15 protein-coding genes and 6 pseudogenes are annotated in these 19,365 nt (G+C 58.0%); 9 read left to right on the forward strand and 12 right to left on the reverse strand.

Annotation, left to right across the window (positions count from 1 at the left end; genetic code table 11):
- Window positions 1-135: 135 nt before the first annotated feature.
- Window positions 136-960, reverse strand: a complete 825-nt coding sequence (locus X268_RS35345) for a hypothetical protein (RefSeq protein WP_128929600.1) — start codon at window positions 958-960, stop codon at window positions 136-138.
- 56 nt (window positions 961-1,016) lie between these two features.
- Here X268_RS35345 and X268_RS35350 point away from each other — a divergent pair, with 56 nt between their 5' ends.
- Window positions 1,017-1,436, forward strand: a complete 420-nt coding sequence (locus tag X268_RS35350) for a GFA family protein (protein ID WP_128929601.1) — start codon at window positions 1,017-1,019, stop codon at window positions 1,434-1,436.
- 52 nt (window positions 1,437-1,488) lie between these two features.
- Here the strand turns inward: X268_RS35350 and X268_RS40605 are convergent.
- A pseudogene (locus X268_RS40605) lies at window positions 1,489-2,211 on the reverse strand (CBASS cGAMP synthase); the annotation flags it as partial.
- 313 nt (window positions 2,212-2,524) lie between these two features.
- Here X268_RS40605 and X268_RS35360 point away from each other — a divergent pair.
- From X268_RS35360 to X268_RS35380, 5 genes are all read left to right on the forward strand, one after another.
- On the forward strand, window positions 2,525-2,716 hold the full coding sequence (locus X268_RS35360) for a hypothetical protein (RefSeq protein WP_128929603.1): 192 nt from the start codon (window positions 2,525-2,527) through the stop codon (window positions 2,714-2,716).
- A gap of 240 nt (window positions 2,717-2,956) precedes the next feature.
- The gene (locus X268_RS35365; RefSeq protein ID WP_128929604.1) at window positions 2,957-3,214 is read left to right on the forward strand and encodes a hypothetical protein; all 258 of its coding nucleotides are present in this window, start codon (window positions 2,957-2,959) and stop codon (window positions 3,212-3,214) included.
- Window positions 3,215-3,424: 210 nt separating this feature from the next.
- Complete coding sequence (locus X268_RS35370; protein WP_237866549.1) at window positions 3,425-4,126, forward strand: SAM-dependent methyltransferase; 702 nt, start codon at window positions 3,425-3,427, stop codon at window positions 4,124-4,126.
- Between the two features lie 15 nt (window positions 4,127-4,141).
- Window positions 4,142-4,363, forward strand: a complete 222-nt coding sequence (locus X268_RS35375; protein ID WP_128929606.1) for a hypothetical protein — start codon at window positions 4,142-4,144, stop codon at window positions 4,361-4,363.
- On the forward strand, window positions 4,360-6,021 hold the full coding sequence (locus X268_RS35380; protein WP_128929607.1) for a hypothetical protein: 1,662 nt from the start codon (window positions 4,360-4,362) through the stop codon (window positions 6,019-6,021). The genes X268_RS35375 and X268_RS35380 overlap by 4 nt, the downstream gene beginning before the upstream one ends.
- Before the next feature lie 280 nt (window positions 6,022-6,301).
- Here the strand turns inward: X268_RS35380 and X268_RS40195 are convergent.
- From X268_RS40195 to istA, 3 pseudogenes are all read right to left on the reverse strand, one after another.
- Window positions 6,302-6,701: pseudogene (locus tag X268_RS40195) on the reverse strand (3'-5' exonuclease); the annotation flags it as partial.
- Window positions 6,702-6,912: 211 nt separating this feature from the next.
- Window positions 6,913-7,635: pseudogene (istB, locus tag X268_RS35390) on the reverse strand (IS21-like element helper ATPase IstB); the annotation flags it as partial.
- Between the two features lie 8 nt (window positions 7,636-7,643).
- Window positions 7,644-9,134, reverse strand: a pseudogene (istA, locus tag X268_RS35395) (IS21 family transposase); the annotation flags it as partial.
- A gap of 115 nt (window positions 9,135-9,249) precedes the next feature.
- Here istA and X268_RS35400 point away from each other — a divergent pair.
- The 3 genes and pseudogenes from X268_RS35400 to X268_RS35410 all read left to right on the forward strand — a co-directional run.
- Window positions 9,250-9,636: pseudogene (locus X268_RS35400) on the forward strand (IS66 family transposase); the annotation flags it as partial.
- The gene (locus X268_RS35405) at window positions 9,633-10,235 is read left to right on the forward strand and encodes a plasmid pRiA4b ORF-3 family protein (protein WP_128929609.1); all 603 of its coding nucleotides are present in this window, start codon (window positions 9,633-9,635) and stop codon (window positions 10,233-10,235) included. The pseudogene X268_RS35400 and the gene X268_RS35405, both read left to right, overlap by 4 nt.
- Window positions 10,199-10,546: an ATP-binding cassette domain-containing protein gene (locus X268_RS35410; protein WP_371746379.1), complete on the forward strand. Its 348-nt coding sequence runs from the start codon at window positions 10,199-10,201 to the stop codon at window positions 10,544-10,546. The genes X268_RS35405 and X268_RS35410 overlap by 37 nt, the downstream gene beginning before the upstream one ends.
- Window positions 10,547-10,627: 81 nt before the next feature.
- Here X268_RS35410 and X268_RS35415 read toward each other — a convergent pair whose 3' ends face one another.
- The 7 genes and pseudogenes from X268_RS35415 to X268_RS35445 form a co-directional block, all read right to left on the reverse strand.
- Complete coding sequence (locus X268_RS35415; protein ID WP_128929610.1) at window positions 10,628-11,284, reverse strand: GntR family transcriptional regulator; 657 nt, start codon at window positions 11,282-11,284, stop codon at window positions 10,628-10,630.
- A 162-nt stretch (window positions 11,285-11,446) separates the two neighbouring features.
- Window positions 11,447-12,853: an MmgE/PrpD family protein gene (locus tag X268_RS35420; protein ID WP_128929611.1), complete on the reverse strand. Its 1,407-nt coding sequence runs from the start codon at window positions 12,851-12,853 to the stop codon at window positions 11,447-11,449.
- A 204-nt stretch (window positions 12,854-13,057) separates the two neighbouring features.
- Window positions 13,058-13,879, reverse strand: coding sequence for a pyrroline-5-carboxylate reductase family protein (locus X268_RS35425; RefSeq protein WP_164933845.1), 822 nt, complete (start codon window positions 13,877-13,879; stop codon window positions 13,058-13,060).
- Between the two features lie 29 nt (window positions 13,880-13,908).
- The gene (locus X268_RS35430; RefSeq protein WP_128929613.1) at window positions 13,909-15,225 is read right to left on the reverse strand and encodes an NAD(P)/FAD-dependent oxidoreductase; all 1,317 of its coding nucleotides are present in this window, start codon (window positions 15,223-15,225) and stop codon (window positions 13,909-13,911) included.
- Between the two features lie 7 nt (window positions 15,226-15,232).
- A complete protein-coding gene (locus tag X268_RS35435; RefSeq protein ID WP_128929614.1) occupies window positions 15,233-16,528 on the reverse strand; it encodes an NAD(P)/FAD-dependent oxidoreductase in 1,296 nt (431 codons plus the stop codon).
- A 116-nt stretch (window positions 16,529-16,644) separates the two neighbouring features.
- A pseudogene (locus X268_RS35440) lies at window positions 16,645-18,391 on the reverse strand (MFS transporter).
- Window positions 18,324-19,349, reverse strand: a complete 1,026-nt coding sequence (locus tag X268_RS35445; protein WP_164938221.1) for an Ldh family oxidoreductase — start codon at window positions 19,347-19,349, stop codon at window positions 18,324-18,326. Before X268_RS35445 ends, X268_RS35440 begins: the two are co-directional and overlap by 68 nt.
- Between the last annotated feature and the right edge of the window lie 16 nt (window positions 19,350-19,365).

The raw sequence follows: 19,365 nt of genomic DNA on the forward strand, positions 1-19,365 counted from the left end.
CTCGCCGCCCACTACGAAAAATACCAGTCCCGACGTACTGGGATGTTTATAATCTTCGCGCGACATATTCGGCAAACTCGCGCGCCGTGACGTGCGGATAGCGGCCATGACGGCGAGTGCTGCGCTGCGGCGTTCCTACCCGAGTTCGTGCATCGGCCACGGTCTTGGGCAAACGCCTGCGTGGCGCTGACCGATGACGGTAAGGAGGCCAAGTAAAGCGCTGCCGCAGACATCACGTTCGCCGATTTGAAGCGAGCCGGCGTCCGCTGGGGCCGCACTTGGGTCGATGCCCGCGTTACTGTCGTTCGAACCACTGTTGCTCCCCCGAGCGGTTACTCGCGCCCAGAAGAACACGTCGTCGAGGTAGTTCAACGGCAATATCTCGGAGAGTGTCACCCGGTCTCCGGGCTTCAATTGGACGCGCGCGGGCGAGTAGTAGGCGGATCCAGACTCGACGACCGGACAATCGGATCGGAGGTTGACTGCGATATCCGGGGAAAGCCTCGTGCCCATCAAGAATCCACGCTTATCTGCGTCGAGGAGTATCTGCAGAGTACTCAATCCGAAAGGCATGTCGGGCGTATTTTTGGCGAGCCGAGCCGAACGTTTTCCGAGAAAGACGCACCCTGAAACCGCGATTTCGATAGCATCTACGGCCGTGCTCGTCGGCCTGGTTCCGCCGAGCTCGGCCATGCTCGGAATGGCTTTTCGCGCGATCGGTGACGCGGTCGGACCGCTGAGGATCGATGCGAAGCGCGTCACCGGAATTGCGATGCCTTGCGTCGCGCTGCCCGGCTGGTTGGTCGCTTCGATCATAAGTCCGATCACCCGGCCATCCGAATCCAGCACCGGCGAACCGCTGTCCGATCGGACGTAGTCGCCGGACAAAGTTATCTTGTCGGCGGTCTCATCGAGAACGCGCGCGGCCTGGGCCGTCGCTTTCGCACTCTCCTCGCGCAACTAATCTGCTAGCCTAGTGCTTTGCAGTGAGTCTCGGACGACGATGGGGAATTACTATGGTCTACGCAAGGTGCAACTGTGGTGCAGTCATGCTCTCGCTCCCGGAAGAACCGTCCAAGATAGTCGTTGCTTGTCACTGCATCGACTGTCAACGTCGAACAGGTGCGCCGTTCGGCGTGGGAGCATATTACCCCGCGGAGGTTGTTACCGTCTCAGGAACTTCAAAAGAGTTCGCACATGCCGCTGCAAGCGGCGGGGAAATGCATAACTATTTTTGTCCGCAGTGCGGATCAACGGTCTATTGGAAAGTCACCAGCTTGCCTTCGATGATCGGTGTTGCAGTCGGCGCGATGGCAAATCCAAAGTACCCAGCTCCCGGCATATCGGTTTTTGAGAAATCGAAACACGACTGGGTTCAAATTGAGGGTGCCGTAAAGCACTTTCGGGAAAACTACCACCCGGAAAATTCAGGCTGAAATCTCGCCCCGCGCCGACGAGGTGATTGACGCGTCGAACTTGCGGTCCGAGGTCGGCCACCGCCTGCTTAAACCAATCTTCGAGCAGACGAGGGTCGGATTCGATCCACTTGCCTTCCCGAAGAGCGAGCCGGAGTTCGTCCTGATTGAGGCGCTCGTATATCTCGTCATCGAGCGTCTCTGCATCAAGAAACAGCGCGCTGTCAGCCCGCTTGGTCAATGCGGCGTCCTCGGCCAGCCGAACGAACTCCTGATCCGGGATCGCGTACAGCGGAAGGTCGATGTAAGCTTTGCTGTCGAGGACGACGCGGACGCATTTTTTGGCTCGTCTATCCAACGTCCATTTTCGTTTTTCGCAGAGCGGCGCAAGGACCGTCTCGACCAACCGGTAGTAACCTGCGGCCGCGATCACGGGGTTTCCCGTCTTGGCGAGAAACGAGACCGGAAGGTAAACGCCATCGTCGTAATCAATCTGCTGCGGCGGATGTGCCGGATCATTGAGCGTGCGATACGCGGGCGAGGCACTACCCTGCATACGGAACTTCAGACGCAATCGAGGTTCGGTCGCGCCCTTCCGAACGGCAGTCGTTTCCATAACCAAACTACGATCCGCGAAGCGTTGCCAATCCGAAAATCCAGCCTTAAGCGTCTCTCGGATCTCGTCACGTGCCTTGCGGAGCTTTCCCTCGCGCGGCTCCGGTACCGTGAGCCGGGCGAGATAGTCGTTCTCGGTCGCCGCGTCAGTGAATGCGCGATGCAAGTTGAGTAGAGCCATTATCACCCCCAAATCGAGCGGAATATCAACAAAATGTGGTGGGCTGCTGCCCAGACACGAGAGGTGACGTGAACAAATAGGGTCCCGCCGGAACGCGCCTTCTTTCCCAGTTAAAAATGCGAGAGGATTCGGTCTTCCGGTGGGCAAGCCGTGGTTTGTAACAAAACTTCAAAAAAATATAAGTGATTTCAATACGATCTGGCAGAGAGAGTGGGACTCACCCCCTTTCGGGGTCGCGGACCCCTTGTTTACAAGCCTAACCTTCATTTTCAGGGGTTCTTGTACGGCCGGTCCCACACCGAGGTGCTCCACCATGTCGAATTTCAAGATGCCCAAGCCGATCAAGCGACCGACCTCCGAGAACTACTGGATCCGCAAGAAGGTGCCCCTGGTCGGCAAGACCGAGCTCTGGGCCACTCTGGGGACCAAGGACGAACGCCAGGGCCAACATCAAGATCGGCGCCGTCAACGTGGCCATCGAGGCTCAATGGGCCCGCCTGCGTGACGGGGCTGCCCGGGCGGCGAACTCGACCGAGGTAAGTGGCGACCCGCGCCAAGCTCAAGAAGCCTCTGTTCTACGATCCGGAACGTCGTCGCGGCGGAACGGTCAGGGCATCCTCAATTCCACAAGCTCGCGGAGCGGATCGGCGAATGGGTTCACGGTCCCGGAATCAACATACCCTACGACGTGAAGCCCAACCACGGCTGGCGCCATCTGTTCAAGAGCGTGGCGAGGCACGTCAAGATGGACCGCGAGGTCGAAGGCTTCATCACCGGCCACCGTCCCAAGGACTCGAACGCGGGCAACGACTACGGAGACTGCTGGATCGAGACGATAGCGGCCGAGATCGAGAAGTACCCGCGCTACGACATCGCCGCTCTTGATCATCCCCCGGTGCCGCACAAGCGCCGCGGGCGGACCAACTTCGACGTCGCGATCGCGAAGGTGGCGAAGGAAGGGCGCAAGGCAGCACGCGCGAGCCGGAACTCTGGTGCTGGCTAGGCGACAGAGGAGAGCGGGTGGATGGGGCAAGCGGAATTCGCTTCCCAATTTCCGGATTTCTCCGGGCAGGAGTAGCGGATAGTGAAGGAACTGGGGTAAAAACGACCTGTGATGTCGCAAAGCTGTCCACCTTCGCCGGAGTCCCCGCCGATCAAGACCGCCGATCTCTACCTCATCGGATGCGGAATCCTGCCTGCGCGAGACGTCACTTTGGAAGCGCTCTCGATCCTGCGTCAGGTGGTCTCATATACGACGCTGCCAAGCCCCAATCTCCGGTCGTTTCTCGAAAGCAACGGGCTTGATTTCGTCAACATCGAGCACCTCTACGAAAAAGGGAAAGAGCGAGCGAAGATTTACGCAGATGTCGCCGCCCATATTTTCGAAAAGGCGACCAGGGAGCGTCCGGTCGCGTATTTGACCTACGGGCATCCGATGTATCTCGACGAGCCCGTTCGTTTGATGATAGCCGGCGCACCGGCAAGAGGTCTGCGGACGCACGTCGTACCAGGTGTCTCATTCGTCGATTCCATCATCGCACGATTGCCGCTTGTGGTCGGCCCGGCCGGCTTCCAGGTCATCTCGGCCGATCCCTTGGTCGAAGGCACAGCCTCGATCAATCCGTGGCGATCGACCCTCGTCGCGCAAATCGGCAGCTTTCGGATCCCCACCGCAGACGGCGAGCAGGCATTGGCTCCCGCATTGCTGGCACCATTGATGGAGCGGCTGCTCGAGCAGTATCCCGCCGACCACCGCATAACTTTTTGCGACCTCGATGAGAGCGGCGCGGAGCCGCTGTTTCTGACCGTTCCGCTTTGCGCTTGGAGCCTGGCGGCGGATGGGGTAAATTACGCGACGACAATCTACATTCCGCCGATCGACCCCGCCAATGGCGGTCGCGAGAACGGCTTTTGAAACGGGACGTTTGCCATGACTACCGGCCCACTTGAGCGCGTGCTCGCCAGAGCGAAGGAGTTGCTGCTGACGGCGCCCGACGATTGCGCCCGTGAAATCAGAGCAATGCCGGAATTCACACAGCTGTCATCAGCCGAGCGGTCGGCTGTCGCGCAGTTGCCCGTGCGCGAGATCGCCGGTTTCCTGGCGACCGCCGATATCAGGCGTGTGGCGTCACGGAAGGCTGCGCAGGCTTGACGCAGACAGGTGAGCCCGAACAGGACTCCCCCCCGCCGTACCGCGAAGTCTACGCGGCGGCGATTATGCCGTTCTTGTACCAACCCAATATTCATGAGTTTGGGGGATGCGGGAGCACGAAGCACTTCACGCGAGTAAAGTCTGAAAAAAAGACGGCCAAGGCAGCGACGTCCCCCCAGCAGACGCCCGAAGCGGCGACACCAAGCTGGGTCAAGGCATTCGGCAAAGCTAGAGACAACATCTACAAGGCGCAACCGGCTTGGCGCGAGGTCACTCAGTTCAGCATCGAGGTGCCGATCGAAAAATTCGACCTCTATAAACAAGAGCTTGAAGAGAAGCCTGATAGAGAGGAGGCTAAAAAGCCGCGGAAATTTCCGATTGAGAATCCTCGCTTCAGGGCGATCGTTTCACTCTTCCCTGGGACGGGCGTCGGCACGATCGCCTTCTGGCTGAAAATCGGGTCAATCCATGCGTGCGATGCTTTGCAAGCGGTTGACCTCTTCAAGCTGACCGACCCCGCTGCGGCTTTCGGCTGTCTGAAGGTGGCTCACAGGTCGACCCCCTTTGAGCAGGTCTCGGACCTTGCAAAATTTTACCTGCAGATGTTCCGGGAAGAATCTCCGGCCTTATTCACCGAGCCCCCCGAGCGTCCTGCGGTTCATCCCGAGCTGCGACGATGGAACGAGACCTATAGGCAAGTCTTGGAACGTGCCCGAGCCTACTGGGCCAGATTTCAAGAGAAGTATCCGGATCTTTCGCGCGACTTCAAGGAACCAAGTCAAGAGGGTGATGAACAAGACCCGTCTTTCTCCTATCCTTTCTTGTACGTTTCCTCCGTCGCGGACACGAGAAATGCGGCCGACCTCAAAGAGGGGAAAACAGGGCAGGAGATCGTTTCGATCAACAACCGCTACCGCCTCTTGGACCAAACCATTGCGGCCTCCGAGGTCGAACAGGCGTTCGAGGCCAATCTACTACAATACGACTATGGGGTGATCCTGGTCTCGCGTGCGAGCACGGTCGAAATCCATGCGGAGATGCCGTTCTCAAGGCCGAAGGCCGGGCAGACGGTGCAAGACTCGATTCTCGACGACCTCTTCCAGTTGATGCTCCTCGCCGAGGTCCCGGTCATGCAGTTGTTTTCGCTGCAGCACGTGAATTTACGACTAGGGAGCGATCTCGAGAACGTTCGGACCGAGTTGCATCCTAGGACTTGGCGTAACCCGCTCGCTGTAGCCTTAATTTCGCTGGTGGCTCTCTTTGTTGCAGTAGTCATCATTTACGCATCTGTGCGGGCATCGTGGCCGCTAACACTTTTGAGATGGCCAGCGAGGCTTTTGGAAGTTTGCGCTTCCATCCTCTTCTGGCTGTCGATCTCGGTGGTCGCTTTCAGCTTAGCAGAACCGCTTTGGCAGAATTTGCTGCAAAAGCGGAAGTTCATGAACTTGATCAGCCGCTTCGGCACTGTGTGGGTAGCCGGTGAAGTGATCTACGGTCGATTCAACGATGCCTACCAAAGCGCGTTTCCGATCGCCCAACTGACGAAGAGTTACGAACAGAAGCAGGCGACACTCGATTCGCTGCTTGAGTCCGGGTTCCGTCTATTCGTTACGGTCGTAGGCCTGCTGGTCGGGCTGTTCACTGCGCTTGTTCGATGAGCACAAAGGCGCCGGTCTCGTCTCAGCGAATCCTCCTCGCCGACGATGGCACAGAAAGCATCTTCTCGGCGCCGGAACGACCAAGCTCGCTTACAAAGCCGCACGCCTGATCGCCTGGGCAGACGACACTGGAGGCTCTTGCGGAGCAAGGGGTCGACCGCGCGCTCGACCTCGGTCCGGGACACGCGCTGGCCCAGATGATGCAGAGCACATTCCCCTCGATCCGATGTTATGCTTCCGACGGATTCCACAGCATCAATGGTCTGCGCGACTGGATCGCCTTCAGGAAAGCGATCTCGTCCTCGGACGCTGTCTCGCAGACGTCGATGTACCCAGGATTTGGACCGACCGTCGCTGCCGTCGCTCCCGCGATAGCCGCGCCTCTTGAGTAAATCCTTGAGATCGAACGGGGATTGCTCCGCCCACACCCGCAGCGTCGGCTTGCGGGCGGTCCCGAGCAGGAGCGCGAGAGCAGGCTCTCCTGTTGTCGGCAGGTCGATCGAGAGGATTTCCAATAAAGCGTGGCAATCGTCGACCGCGCGATGCGCATGGTGGAAGAGGCCGGCACCGTTCAACAGGTAGCCGAGACGCGACCCCTCGAAGCCATGCTTCCGCCAGTCGACCTCGGTAGCCGAGCATCCCCAAGCCTTCGTCTCGAAGACCGGCCAACAGCGCGCCGCCATCTCTGCTGCGAATTGCGCCAGCCACGGCAGATCATACCGCGGTTTCATGAAGAGCGGCGATTTGCCTGTCAATCGGCCTGCAAATTTGACCCCTCATCGGCGTCCAATTTTGACCCCTTCGTGCGGCGGGCTTTGCTGGTAGCGCTCGTCTCGTCGGAGCTGGCCGGGATAGCGGAGGCGAGACGAGCGCGGTGGCGTGATCGTCGTCTCGGCTCTTGAACCGCCAGCTATCGTTGCCGGTTTCGACAATGTCGCAGTGATGGGTCAATCGGTCGAGCAGCGCGGTGGTCATTTTGGCGTCGCCGAACACGCTCGGCCATTCGCCGAAGGCGAGATTGGTGGTCACGATGACGGAGGCGCGCTCATGGAGCCGGCTGACGAGGTGGAAGAGAAGCTGGCCACCGGACTGGGCGAAGGGCAAATAGCCGAGTTCATCCAGCACGATGAAGTCCATCCGGGTCAGATGCTCGGCGAGCCGTCCTTGCCGTCCGTTGCGGGTCTCGGTCTCGAGGCGATTGACGAGGTCGACGACGTTGAAGAAGCGGCCACGGGCACCGGATCGGATGCAGCTTCTGGCGATGGCAATGGCCAGGTGGGTCTTGCCTGTGCCGGTGCCGCCAACCAGCAAGACGTTGCGTTGTTGGGCGATGAAGCCGCCGCCAGCGAGATCATTGACGAGAGTCTGATTGATCGGCGTGCCGTCGAACTGGAAGTCGGCGATGTCCTTGGCCAACGGCAGCTTGGCAATGGTGAGCTGGTATTTGATCGACCTGGCTTGCTTCTCGTTGATCTCGGCGTTGAGCAGGTCGCCGACAATGCGCTGAGGTTCGTGCTGGCGCTTGACGGCAGTTGCCATGATCTCGTCGAAGGCAGCCTTCATGCCGTAGAGCTTGAGTTCGCCCATGAGGTCGAAGATTTGGGTTCGTTCCATCAGATGGTCCTCCGGAGGTTGTCGTAGCGGGCACAATCGGCGATCGGCGCATGACGGAGCGTCAGTGCGGCCGGCGTCATGATGTTGGCCGGTGGGGCGGGTTCACGTTGACGGGCCAAGATATTGAGCACGACATCGGCGGAATGGACGCTGTGACTGAGCGCTTCGGCACAGGCCGCTTCCACCGCGGGCAGACCGTCAGTCAGCACCGCGTTGAGGATGTCGATCATTTGCCGATTGCCATCGTCCGTGCTGGCAAGTTTGCGCCGGATCCGCTCGATCGCGGCCGGCAGCACCCAGTCTTTGAAGGGAGCACCGTTGCGCAAGGCGCCGGGTTTGCGGGCGAGCACCGGCACGTAATGCCAGGGGTCGTAGACGGTATCGCCGCGGCCAAAGGATCGCGGGTGCTCGGCAACGATGCGTCCATCCTGACGGATCACGATGCGATCGGCATAGGCTTGAACCTCGACCGGCCGTCCGACTGCGCTGGCTGCGACCGAGTACTTGTTGTTGTCGAAGCGCACCAGGCAGGTCTTCGAGACCGATGCCGTCACCGCATGGAAGCCGTCGAAGCGGCCAGCATAGGGAACGAGTTTGGGGCGTTCGGCTTCGAACACTTCCCAGATCGTCTGATCGACCAGCTCCGGATGGCGATGAGCCTTGGCGTAGGCGATGCATTTGTCGAGCAGCCAGGCGTTTAACTCGTCGAGGTTTTTGAACCGCAGCCGCGGCGTGAAGAAGCGTTCCCTGACCAGCCCGACCTGGTTCTCGACCTGCCCCTTCTCCCAGCCCGACGCTGGCGTGCAGGCGACCGGATCGACCAGATAGTGGCTGCACATCTGCAGGAAGCGGCGATTATAGAGACGCCCTTTACCGACGAAGATCGTCTCTACGGCGGTCTTCATGTTGTCATAGATGCCGCGGGTGCAGGTGCCTTTGAACAGCGCGAACGAACGGTCGTGGGCGTCGAACACCATCTCCTGCGTCTCCCGCGGATAGGCCCGCACGAACAGCATGCGGCTGTGACAGAGCCGAACATGGGCGGCCTTCACCATCACCGTGGTGCCGCTCAGCAAGACCACCTCGTGGCTCCAGTCGAACTGGTAAGCTTCGCCTGGGGCAAAACTCAGCGGGACATAAGCGGCTGCGGTCGATTGCCCGCGTTCCTTGCTCCAGCGCCTGGCGTAACGCCGCACCGCATCGTAACCGCCGTCGTAGCCGCGGCGGCGCAGCTCTTCGAAGATCCGGATCAACGTCAGCTGTTCACGAGCCGGTTTGGCCGCGTTCGCCGCCAGCAATCCGTCAAGCTCTACTGCCCATCGGCCCAGCTTTGGCCGCGGCTGCCCCTGCCGCTCGTACTCGAAGGAGGTCTCTCCCGACCTCAGCACCTTCCGGACCGTGTTCCGCGACACCTTCAGGTCACGGGCGATCTCCTTGATCGTCTTGCCCTTGATGAAGTGCTCGCGCCGGATCCGGGCAATCGTCTCCACGATCAGCATCCCCCACCACCTGCTTCGTTCCAAAGCAGGCAGCGCAACAGACCAATCTGTAGGGGGTCAATTTTGGACGCCGATCCCCCGGCTTAGGGGGTCAATATTGCAGGCCGAATGACAGTTTGAGGCCAAGCTTGATCACCTTGCACCGAAGAGCGACACGGCGAAGGCTTTGCGTTACGCGCTGCGTCATTGGAACGGCCTGGCGCTCTACCTTGATGACGGGCGCATCGAATTGGACACGAATGCTGTCGAGCGTGCGATGCGGCCGATCAAGCTCAACGCCAAGAACTCCCTTTTTGCCGGTTGCGACGAAGGTGCCGAGAATTGGGCATTGCTGGCTTCGCTCATTGAGACCTGTAAGCTCAATGGCGTCAGTGCCGAGCACTGGCTCGCTGACGTTCTCGCCAAGCTCGTCAATGGTTGGCCTGCGGCGCGGTTGGACGAACTGCTTCCCTGGGCGTCGACCTATACGATGCATACACTTGATCCGAGGCTGGCGGCATGAACCTGAACACGACCGCGGTCCGGATCAAGGTGACCCTCAAGGATGTGAAGCCGGCGGTGATGCGTCGCCTCGTCGTACCCGTCACCTTGCGCCTTGATCGGTTGCATCTGACGCTTCAGGAGGCATTCGGCTGGACGAACGGTCACCTCTTCGAGTTCTTCGCTGGCGATGTTCATTGGGGAATTCCTGATCCCCACAACGATTACGGCCACCAGCCCATGGATGCGAGCAAAGCGCGCCTCTGCGACATCGTTCGCGAGACCGGCGCCAAGACGATCCACTATCTCTATGACTTCGGCGACAGCTGGGACCATGTGATCAAGCTCGAAAAATGGTTCGAGAACACCACGACGGAGGGACTTCCCTTCTTGCTCGAGGCCGCCGGTCGTTGTCCTCCGGAAGACGTAGGCGGTGCGCCGGGTTATGCCGAATACCTCGAAGCCATCAGAGACCCCGCCCATCCGGACCACGAACATATGCGCCTCTGGGGCCCGGGGCGGTTCGATCCCAACGTCGTCGACCGGAAGGCGCTCGAAGCCGCCGTCAACGCGTTGTCCGACATATGGAAACCGCGGCGGCGCGCTACGCGAACAAAATAGGCGTCAAGCGCCATTCAAAAGGGCCGCAGAGCTACACTTACCATGAATCCGAAGGTAATGCTGTTCGACGAGGTCCTGCCGCGCTCGATCCGGAAACAAAGAAGGAGGATCTGGTCACCATTCGCGATCTCGCCGCAGAAGGCATGACCTGCATTCTCGACACCTACGAGATGGGCTTCGCTCGCGAAGTGGCGGATCATGGCTACTGCACCGATGGCGGCGTCATCGTCAAGCACGGTGCACCAAGTTCGATCTTGGGTACGCCACGCGAAGAACGGACCCGGGTATTTCTCGATAAAGTACTGGGTTGATCTAACCGCCGCAGTATGAAGATTCAGGAAACGCCGGTGGCGTGAAGGAAAGTACGCTTTCCGCGCCAGCAATAGGAGCGCTCACCGACTCCTACGGCGCTGCACCATGAGCGCCTTCTTGGTGTTAGAGATATGTGCTTCGAGAAGATCGACGGCCTTTTCAACGTTCCCGGCGCGGCAAGCTTTTAAGATATCCACATGCTCTTCTTGCGGCGTTTTCTTGCCTGACGCCATAGAGACTTGTGCCCGGACGAACAAGCTCACCTGCCCGTAGTTGCCTTCGATAAGAGACAGCAATCTAGGTAGATTACAGGGGATATAGAGGGTTTCGTGAAACTTCCAGTTCATCTCCGCCCATTGAGCGGGGTCGCTTTTCTTGTCGTATTCCACGAGAATACGTTTGGCCTCATCAAAATCACTCTGAATCATATTAGGAATGGCTAGACGCAACGCGCGGCACTCCAGCGCAATGCGAATTTCCATCAATTCGATCACCTCGGCCGAAGTGAATGAGACTACCTTGGCGCCCCGATTGTTTAGGAGCGTGACCAGACCCTCCGCCTCGAGGTGTCGCAAGGCCTCCCTTACCGGAATGCGGCTCGTTCCGAATTTGTCCGCCAATTCCTCTTGGCGAAGCTGCTCGCCGGGGGCGAATGTCCCAGCAAGAATGTCAGCCCGGAGAAGCTTTCTCACCGTCTCAGTCGCCGAAGGCCTTTGTTGATTGTCCAGTTCTGTCACAAACTTCGCCTCAAATGTATCCTCTTTGCCGAAATTATATACAAAAGGAGGACGAAAGCAATTCGCTCACCCGAACATCAAGCGTTTCTGGGCCTTCCGACCTCCGTTGTTCTCCCTAAATACCCACCACCAGCAGATGTTGATTCTGACAGATTGTATTGACTACTCATCCAGAAGGCTATCGACTTCCGACCACTGCACAGTTTCGAGTTTCATCAGCATATTCCAAAGATCCCTGGCTTTCGGCTTTCCAACAGAAAGCGCTGCACACGTTTCGAATTTTCGTCGGAGCCTTTCAGGCGGAGCCGGATATTGATGGTTGCCGACCGCCACGCTTTGCCGCTTGAGATGGATCTTCCCCGACTTGTGAACCGCTTCGATTTCGGTAAAGGCGGCTCCTTTGGTATAGACCTTTTCGAACTGCTCCTTGGTTGACAGGTCGGGATGAACATAGGCATTGACTTTGCCCATGCGGCCGCGGATCTCATTTCCGGCAACGGACTGGTCGGAAAAACTCCCAAGCGTTACGTCGCCATGCGCCAATGCCGCCGCTATGCAATACGGGATGCTGAACCTCGCCTGCAGTGCATCTTTCGGATCGTTGTATCGCATTAAATTCAAAGCATGGTAGCTGACGCCCACATTGATGACCTCGAGGTCGTCCGCCACGATTTCGCCACTCGCAATACCCTCCGTTACAAGATCCAGGGCCGGATGTACAAGCGAGCATGTCGGATAAAGCTTGGGGTTATTGCGGATGAGTTCGAGGGATAGGCCAAGATCGCGGATTGCTTCGTCCGCGTTCAGCTTTTCTGGATCTGTAAAGAGATCGAAAAACCCCTCGTGCCCCTCGATCGCATTAGGGCTTGATCGCATTCCGGCCTTAGCAAGTTTGGCGGCAAGGACGCCGTTCTGCGCTGCGAATCCTGCATGTAGCGGTTTGGTCATGTATCCGAAGTTTTGACGTAATCCAGATGCAAGCGAGGCTGCAATTCCGAAGGCTTCTAGCATGAGCTTGCCATCAAGCCCCAACAGGTTTCCGGCGGCAGCGGCAGCTCCGAATGTCCCGAGCGAGGAAGTTGTGTGCCAGCCACGACCATTGTGTTCATAGGTTACGGCGATGCCGAGACGGCCTTCCATCTCGACACCGGCCGCATAGGCCGCAATGATATCTGCACCCGAAGCTGCCAGTTCGTCTGCGAGCGCAAGGATAGCGGGCAATACTGGGGCGGATGGATGCCCCACCATCGCATAATTACCGTCGTCGAAGTCATGCGCATGAGCCATAGCGCCATTGGCCAGAGCAGCATTTCGAGCTGTCGTTCGCAGCGCAGTATTCCAGACACGTGCCTTTCCTGGTTCTTCGGCGAAGAACCCGCCCATGACTCCCGCAACTTCCTCAGCTTTCGCCGCTAGGGCAACAGACAACGTGTCGGCAATGCCCCTCTTTGCGGCCTCGACGGCGGCAGCGGACATTGATTCGAACTTCAGCTCCGCGCAGAAGTCAGCAAGGATGCGGCCGACTTCCGGTCGCTGCTTTTGAGAGTCTGACGCTCTTTTCGCGTTCATTTTGCTTCCTTTTGCTTATCTATCGATTATGCCGACCAGACGTTTTTGTCCGGCCAATTCGGTTCGAGCTCGATTGGCATAGGTCCGCCATTTTTCAAATCGCGCCTTCGGTGCGCGGCAGCGCGATCCGGCCGCTTACGCATCCAGTTCGGCGAGAATTCGCCGTACACTTTCGAACCTCCCAATCGTCTTGCGATCCCAAATCTAACTTTTTCTTAGTTCGACACTCCGTCGATACGCAGCGCTGGTTGCAGCGCGTACTATCTTGGGAAGGGCCCCCTCACGCTCCATTTCGATCACGCCAGCCTCAGTGGTCCCTCCCGGACTTATGACGGCTCGCTTGAGCTCGGAAGGCGAGCGCGGATCAGCTGCTAACATCGCCGCCGAACCCAACATCGTCTGCGCAACGAGCAACTGAGCGAATTCTGTATCAAAATCCAGCCTCGCCAGCCGCTTGCGCCGCTGCTCAGCAAAAGCGAAAATATAGCGAGGCGCGCAGGCGTAGAACGGCATAGCCTTGTCAATCAATGCCGCGTCCACCACCCATTCAAATTTGCCGACTGGCGCGAAGACTTGCTCTACGGCCGTTTTTGCCGAGATTGGAAACGTCTGCCCGGTTACGCCGAGGCTCGTCCCTTGACCAACAAACGCAGGAAGGTTGGGCATAACGCGCGCCACTCTCGCACTGCCGCATACCTCCATTAATCGCCCAAGCGGCATGCCGGCCATAACCGAAAGAACCGGACTCTCGGCCAGCAAGCGTCGATGTCCATCAGAGAAAGTTGCAACATTCTGCGGCTTCACCGCCAATACGAGCAGATCGTAGCCTGATGATGAACTCGGAGCGTCCGGCAAGATTGATACGCCTTGAAGACCACGCACAGCGTCTTCCACTCGGCCGACATCCGGATCAACCAAGATCAATTTTAAATTAGGTAGTGCTTGGCGTACTCCTCGGATAAGAGCCGAACCCATATTTCCCCCGCCGAAGAACAGCAGTCGAGTGGACTCCTTCATCACCACCATTTCCCTATCCTGCTGGTCCAACTTTGAGATCAGGTTGCATCTGCACCGGCACGGAATTCCTCGTACATTGCCGTGCCACGCACGCCGACGAATCTGAATGGCTCGGGCGGCAGCCATCCGGGACGGCCGAGCGGTCCAGTCACCGTTTCTTGTGCGACTTTGCCGGCGACTAGTTCGGCAAGACGGCGCCCCAATGCGGTACCTTTCGCGACACCAGAGCCGTTATAGCCGGCACTTATAAAAAGCCCCTGCTCCAGCTCTCCCCAAAATGGAGCGCCTCCACGCGTGACGTCGGTAACTCCGCCCCATACGTATTCGAAGTCGATATCCGCAAGATGCGGATAACGACGGCGAAACCGATCGAGCAATCTTCGTCGGATTACGCTCTCCTTGAGCTCGGCCTCATAGGAATAGAGGCTGCGGATCATACAGCGTCCGTCGGAAAGTCTACGAAGGGTGCTACCACCGGCCCGTTGGGCCGACGTCATGCCCCATTCCGGAAGACTACCGAGCAGACGTGCCCTGTTGCCCAGCCTTTCCGTCACGCCCACATAAGTAAATAAGGAAACCAACCGATCTTTGCCGTATCCCAGCAGCTTAACAAAGGCATTGTTGGCCAGGATGACGTTCCGCGCGGATATCCGCGCCTGCGGACAAGTCAAGTGCCAACGCTCACCTACTTTTTCGATGTTGCTGACAGTGGTTCCTTCATGAAAGACAATGTCAGAAGGTAGATGATCTGCCAGACCGCGCACGAGCGCAGCCGGCTGAAATAGATGTGTAGACTCGGATCGAATGGCCAACCGATAAAAGCATGTGCCGGTTAGCTCTTCCAAAGCATCTTGTTTGTAAACCGGAAGCGTGCGGCCCTGTGTCGATGCGCTCTCGCTCATTCTCAACAGAGCCGCAGCGGCTCGCTCGCTTACAGCGGCCTTGAACGAACCGACCTGTCGAAGCCCGCAATCGATCCCGTACCGGGCCACGAGGTCTTTCAGCCAAGCCAAACCCTCGGCATCAAATACGGCTATGACGTTCTGTTTGCTTAGAGCATCGGCTGAGGCGTCAGCTCTGCTGGCCGATGCCATACTCACCGTTGGCAGATCGCTGCCAGAAAAGCCGGAATTCCGACCTGAAGCATTCTCGCCAACTGTTCCGCCGTCAATGATGAGAATATCAGTTTCGGGTTCCAGCTCTTTGAGCCTTCTTGCAACAGCGAGCCCAGTGAAACCTGCGCCTACAACGGCATGATCGACGCTCAGCTTTCCGTTGAGGGCGGGCCGGCAAATGCGAGGCGGTAGCATCGCGTTCCAACCGCTTCGCATCTGATACGTGCTTGCGCGATACATATCCGTTCTACTGTGCGAAAGCCGGCTGGCGTTTGACGCTCGACAGCCGGTTGAAAGTAAAAGGAGAAGGATCGACGATAGGTTTTTCGGAAGTAACCAGATCAGCCGTCAGATGCCCGGCCGCAGGACCAATCCCAAAGCCGTGACCGGAGTACCCGCTACTGATAAAAAATCCCGGAATGGTGTCCACTGCCCCAATGACCGGCTTTGTATCGGGCATGACATCGATCAGGCCGGCCCAGGTTGCGGCAACTCTCATATTGGCGAATACGGGAAACTCGCGACTGATATTACGCTGCGCCTGACGAAGATCGTATAGTGATGGCACGGGATCCAGGACACGTGTCTGTTCAAAAGGCGTTTGTTCATCCATGCGCCAGCGCGATTTCTGAAACAGCTCCGCAAGCGTGCGCCGCCCCAGACGCAGCCGTACATTGTTTCCACCAGTCAAAATCATCGGCAAATAGTCGACGAGATAGCGGAAACTGTCGGGCACGATTTCCGTTCGATTCCACGCGCCGTAACCTATGGTGAACCCTCCATCGTGCCGAGTGCGGATCGAAAAATCGGGGCCCTTGATCGACGTTTTTGGAGCCCCTTCCAACGGGTACGCTCGGACAAGGCTCGACATTGTCTTGAGTTGCGGCAACCGCAAACCCATATTGTTACAAAAGAGCGAAGACCAAACTCCGCCCGCCAAAACAACTGCTTCGCAAGATACTGGCCCGAGCTCCGTCACAACGCCACAAATGCGTCCCGCCCGGGTTTCAATTCCTCTCACAGCGCATGACACGACAATCTGCGCGCCGAGCGCCCTCGCCGCGCTTGCGTACGCAGCAGCTGCCAATGATGGCTCCGCCCTGCCGTCATTGGGAGAATACAGGCCGCAAGCCCACGGTCTTGACGCGCCAGGCAGCAAGGCTCGCAATTCAGCCCCTGAAACGATGCGAGCAACGATATCGTCGGGACAGGTGTTGGCGAGCCAGCTTTCACAAGCTTCTGCTTCCTCGTCGCGCTTGAATACCGTCAAAATACCCGTCTGTTTAAAGCCGACACTTTGGCCTAGCTGCCGCTCCAGATCGTTCCAGATTCGCAAACTTTCCCGGATCAACGGCATTTCTTGAGCGTCGCGCTTTTGAGCGCGAACCCAACCCTGGTTGCGTCCGGATTGCTCTGCTCCGATAAGTCCCTTCTCGCAAAGCAAGGTTGGAACCCCTCGCTTGGCCAGGTAGTAAGCAGTTGAACTGCCGATAATTCCGCCCCCTATCACGATCACTTTGGTTGAAGCGGGCAGTTGGGACATGACGAACCAGCAAAAAGTCAGGGCGAGAGACTTGGTGCATACTTAACTTAGCTATTGGATACAATCAACCAACTTCTGCGTCGAAAGGTGAGAGGGCGCTTGGATCGTACTCAAGATCAAAGCATTGCTTCGGGTTTTGGCGGAAAATCGCTTCGCGTGGGAACAATCCGGCTATCAATCAGGCGATGCACACGACGCAGATCCTTAGGCCCCCGATGTAGACTGCGAAGCGACGCCAAGTTGTCAGCGTCTGCCCGTACACGGCGGCCATGATGACGCAGATATTCGATCCACGTTGGCGAGTAGTAGCTTTCAACCCAGACGAGTGGCCGTTCAATGTCTCGTAACAAGGCCCAACGACGGGCCCAGTCACGCAAACGGATACGACGCCGTTCTCGCATCAGCTCAAGAAAGCGAAGAGTATCCTCGTGGGCAATTTCATACTCTATTAAGACCAAGACCGGCCCCGAATCCGGCTTGATCTCGACCATAGGCTCGGGCGCTTGGAATGGTCCGATGGGATCGAGATCATCGCCGGACAACGCGTGAAGCGGATATTGAAAGCCCAAGACCGCTCCGATCATCATTACGGTCCCTGCCGCCACGAAGGCGATCGAAAGACCGTGTGAACCTGCAACTTCGCCCCAAAGCCAGGATACAAGGGCCATCCCGCCGAAAGTCGCGGTCTGATAGAAGGAGAGCGCTCTTCCAACCACCCACCGTGGCGTGACAGTTGCACGGTGACGTTGAATAAGGACAATGAAATGACCCAACAGGCACCGGCGACAAGTAGTGCGATGCAGCTAAGGGGCATCGAAGTTGAAGCGCCCAACAAGATGAGCGCGAGCGCAAAATTCGCGAAAGTTGCGCGAATGACAACCTCGTTATTGAACTTGCGGACAATGGCAGCGTTTGCCAAGCCGCCGCCGATCGCACCGAAGCCAAAAGTGCCCAACATCATGCCGTAGGTTAGTGCCGTTCCCTTCAACGTGTCTCGTGCAACCAACGGAAGCAGAGCCAAAACGACGACACCGGCCAAGTTGAAGATCGCCGTTCGTAGGAGAACTCTCAAAAGATGGGGAGACACCCTGATGTAACGAAGGCCGGCACCAATCGCTGCTCCCACATGCTCGGGGGGAGCTCCGGCTTTGGATAGTGCGGCTTCCAATGCAAGAGCGCGCCTATCAGCGGCAGTGTGAGAAGAACATTCGCAGCGAACGCCGCGGCGGCCCCTGCCACTACGACGACCAATCCGCCCGAGGCAGGGCCAACGCTGCGCATCATGTTGAAGCTGAGCCCATTCAAACCGACCGCGCCGGCAACATCTTCCTTTGAGATGACATCGCCTATCGAGGCTTGCCACGCGGGATTGTACAGCGCGTTGCCACAACCGATTAGAAATGTAAGGGCGAGAAGAAGCCAAGGATCCAGAACATTGAAGCAGATAGAAGTCGCGAGAACCGCGGATACTAACACCATGCCACCTTGTGCCATGATCAATATGCGACGACGACTATAATTATCCGCCAGCGCACCCGCTATCATCGAGAAGATCATCACGGGAAGGGAATTCATTGTCTGAACCAGCGCCACCATGGCCTGCGAACCCATCATAGTGGCCATGACCCAGCTGGCGCCCACCGACTGCACAAGCGTCCCGAGATTCGACATCATCGTCGCGATCCAGAGCGATCGAAACGCCTTTTGCTTTAATGGAGACAGAAACAGGGGAACCGGCACAATTGTCTCGGTGATGCTTTTGGCAACACTTGTCGCCTTCGCGATATCAAGATCGCTAGTCCTCCGCCAAACTGAGAACGCGCGCCCAATTGCGCGCATCGACCGACAGCATTCCGCTTTCATGCACCGCTTGGCGACGCCGATAGCGGTTATCGGCCGGCATGCGAGTTGATCCTGCGTGTTTCAATTCCGCTATTAGCCTCTCCAACTGTCCCTGGAACGAAGCATTCCCGCCAGCACCGGGATCAAGGGCCAAAATGAATTGCCCGGCATTCGAGGTCTTCGCCCCAGGAAAGTTGGAAGAACAATCTTCAAATCCGAAGGTGCCGCCGGAGAGTGCCGCCACCAGAACCTCGGCCATAAAGGCAAGCGACGCTCCTTTTGCTCCGCCGAACGGCAGGAGCGCCCCCCCGTCCAGTATCGCCGCCGGATCAGTAGTTACGTCTCCGTCCCTGTTAATTCCGACCCCTGAAGGAACGGGTCTACCAGCGGCAGCGTGCAGCAGGATGTCGCCGTGCGACATGATGCTCGAAGCTTGGTCCCACACCAAAGGCGGCGCGTTTGTCCTTGGACAGGCAAATGCGATCGGATTGGTGCCGAGCGTCTTTCGCTTACCCTGCCAAACAGCCATATGGCTGCGACTGTTCACCATCGCAATTGAGATCAGACCGGCGCGCGCCAGGGGTTCCACGTCCTGCCACAAAGCACCAAAATGATGCGAATTGCGGACAAACATCGTCGCGACACCTTGGCTCCGAGCCATACCAGCAAGACGGTTCGAGAAGGCGCGCGTTGCTTGTTGAGCAAACCCGTTGTCAGCCTCAACCGCCAAACAGCCGGGCCGCGTCTGCTCGAAAGCCGGTTTAGCTGCAGTATTAATCCAGCCGCTGGATATGCTTGAGACATAGCCGGGCAAGCGATGGATCCCGTGGCTTCTACTGCCGTCGATTTCGGCGCCGGCAACCGTTTCGGCAATGATTCGTGCGATGGGTTCCGACAGTCCCGCTCTGCGCAAGGCCGAAGCTAATTTGGGTTCGAGGATCTCTAGCGGGATCTGAATTTCGTCGTCCGCTACGGTCAAGTGACGCTCCGCGATG

The sequence above is a fragment of the Bradyrhizobium guangxiense genome, from assembly GCF_004114915.1.
GTDB classification, from domain to species: Bacteria; Pseudomonadota; Alphaproteobacteria; order Rhizobiales; family Xanthobacteraceae; genus Bradyrhizobium; species Bradyrhizobium guangxiense.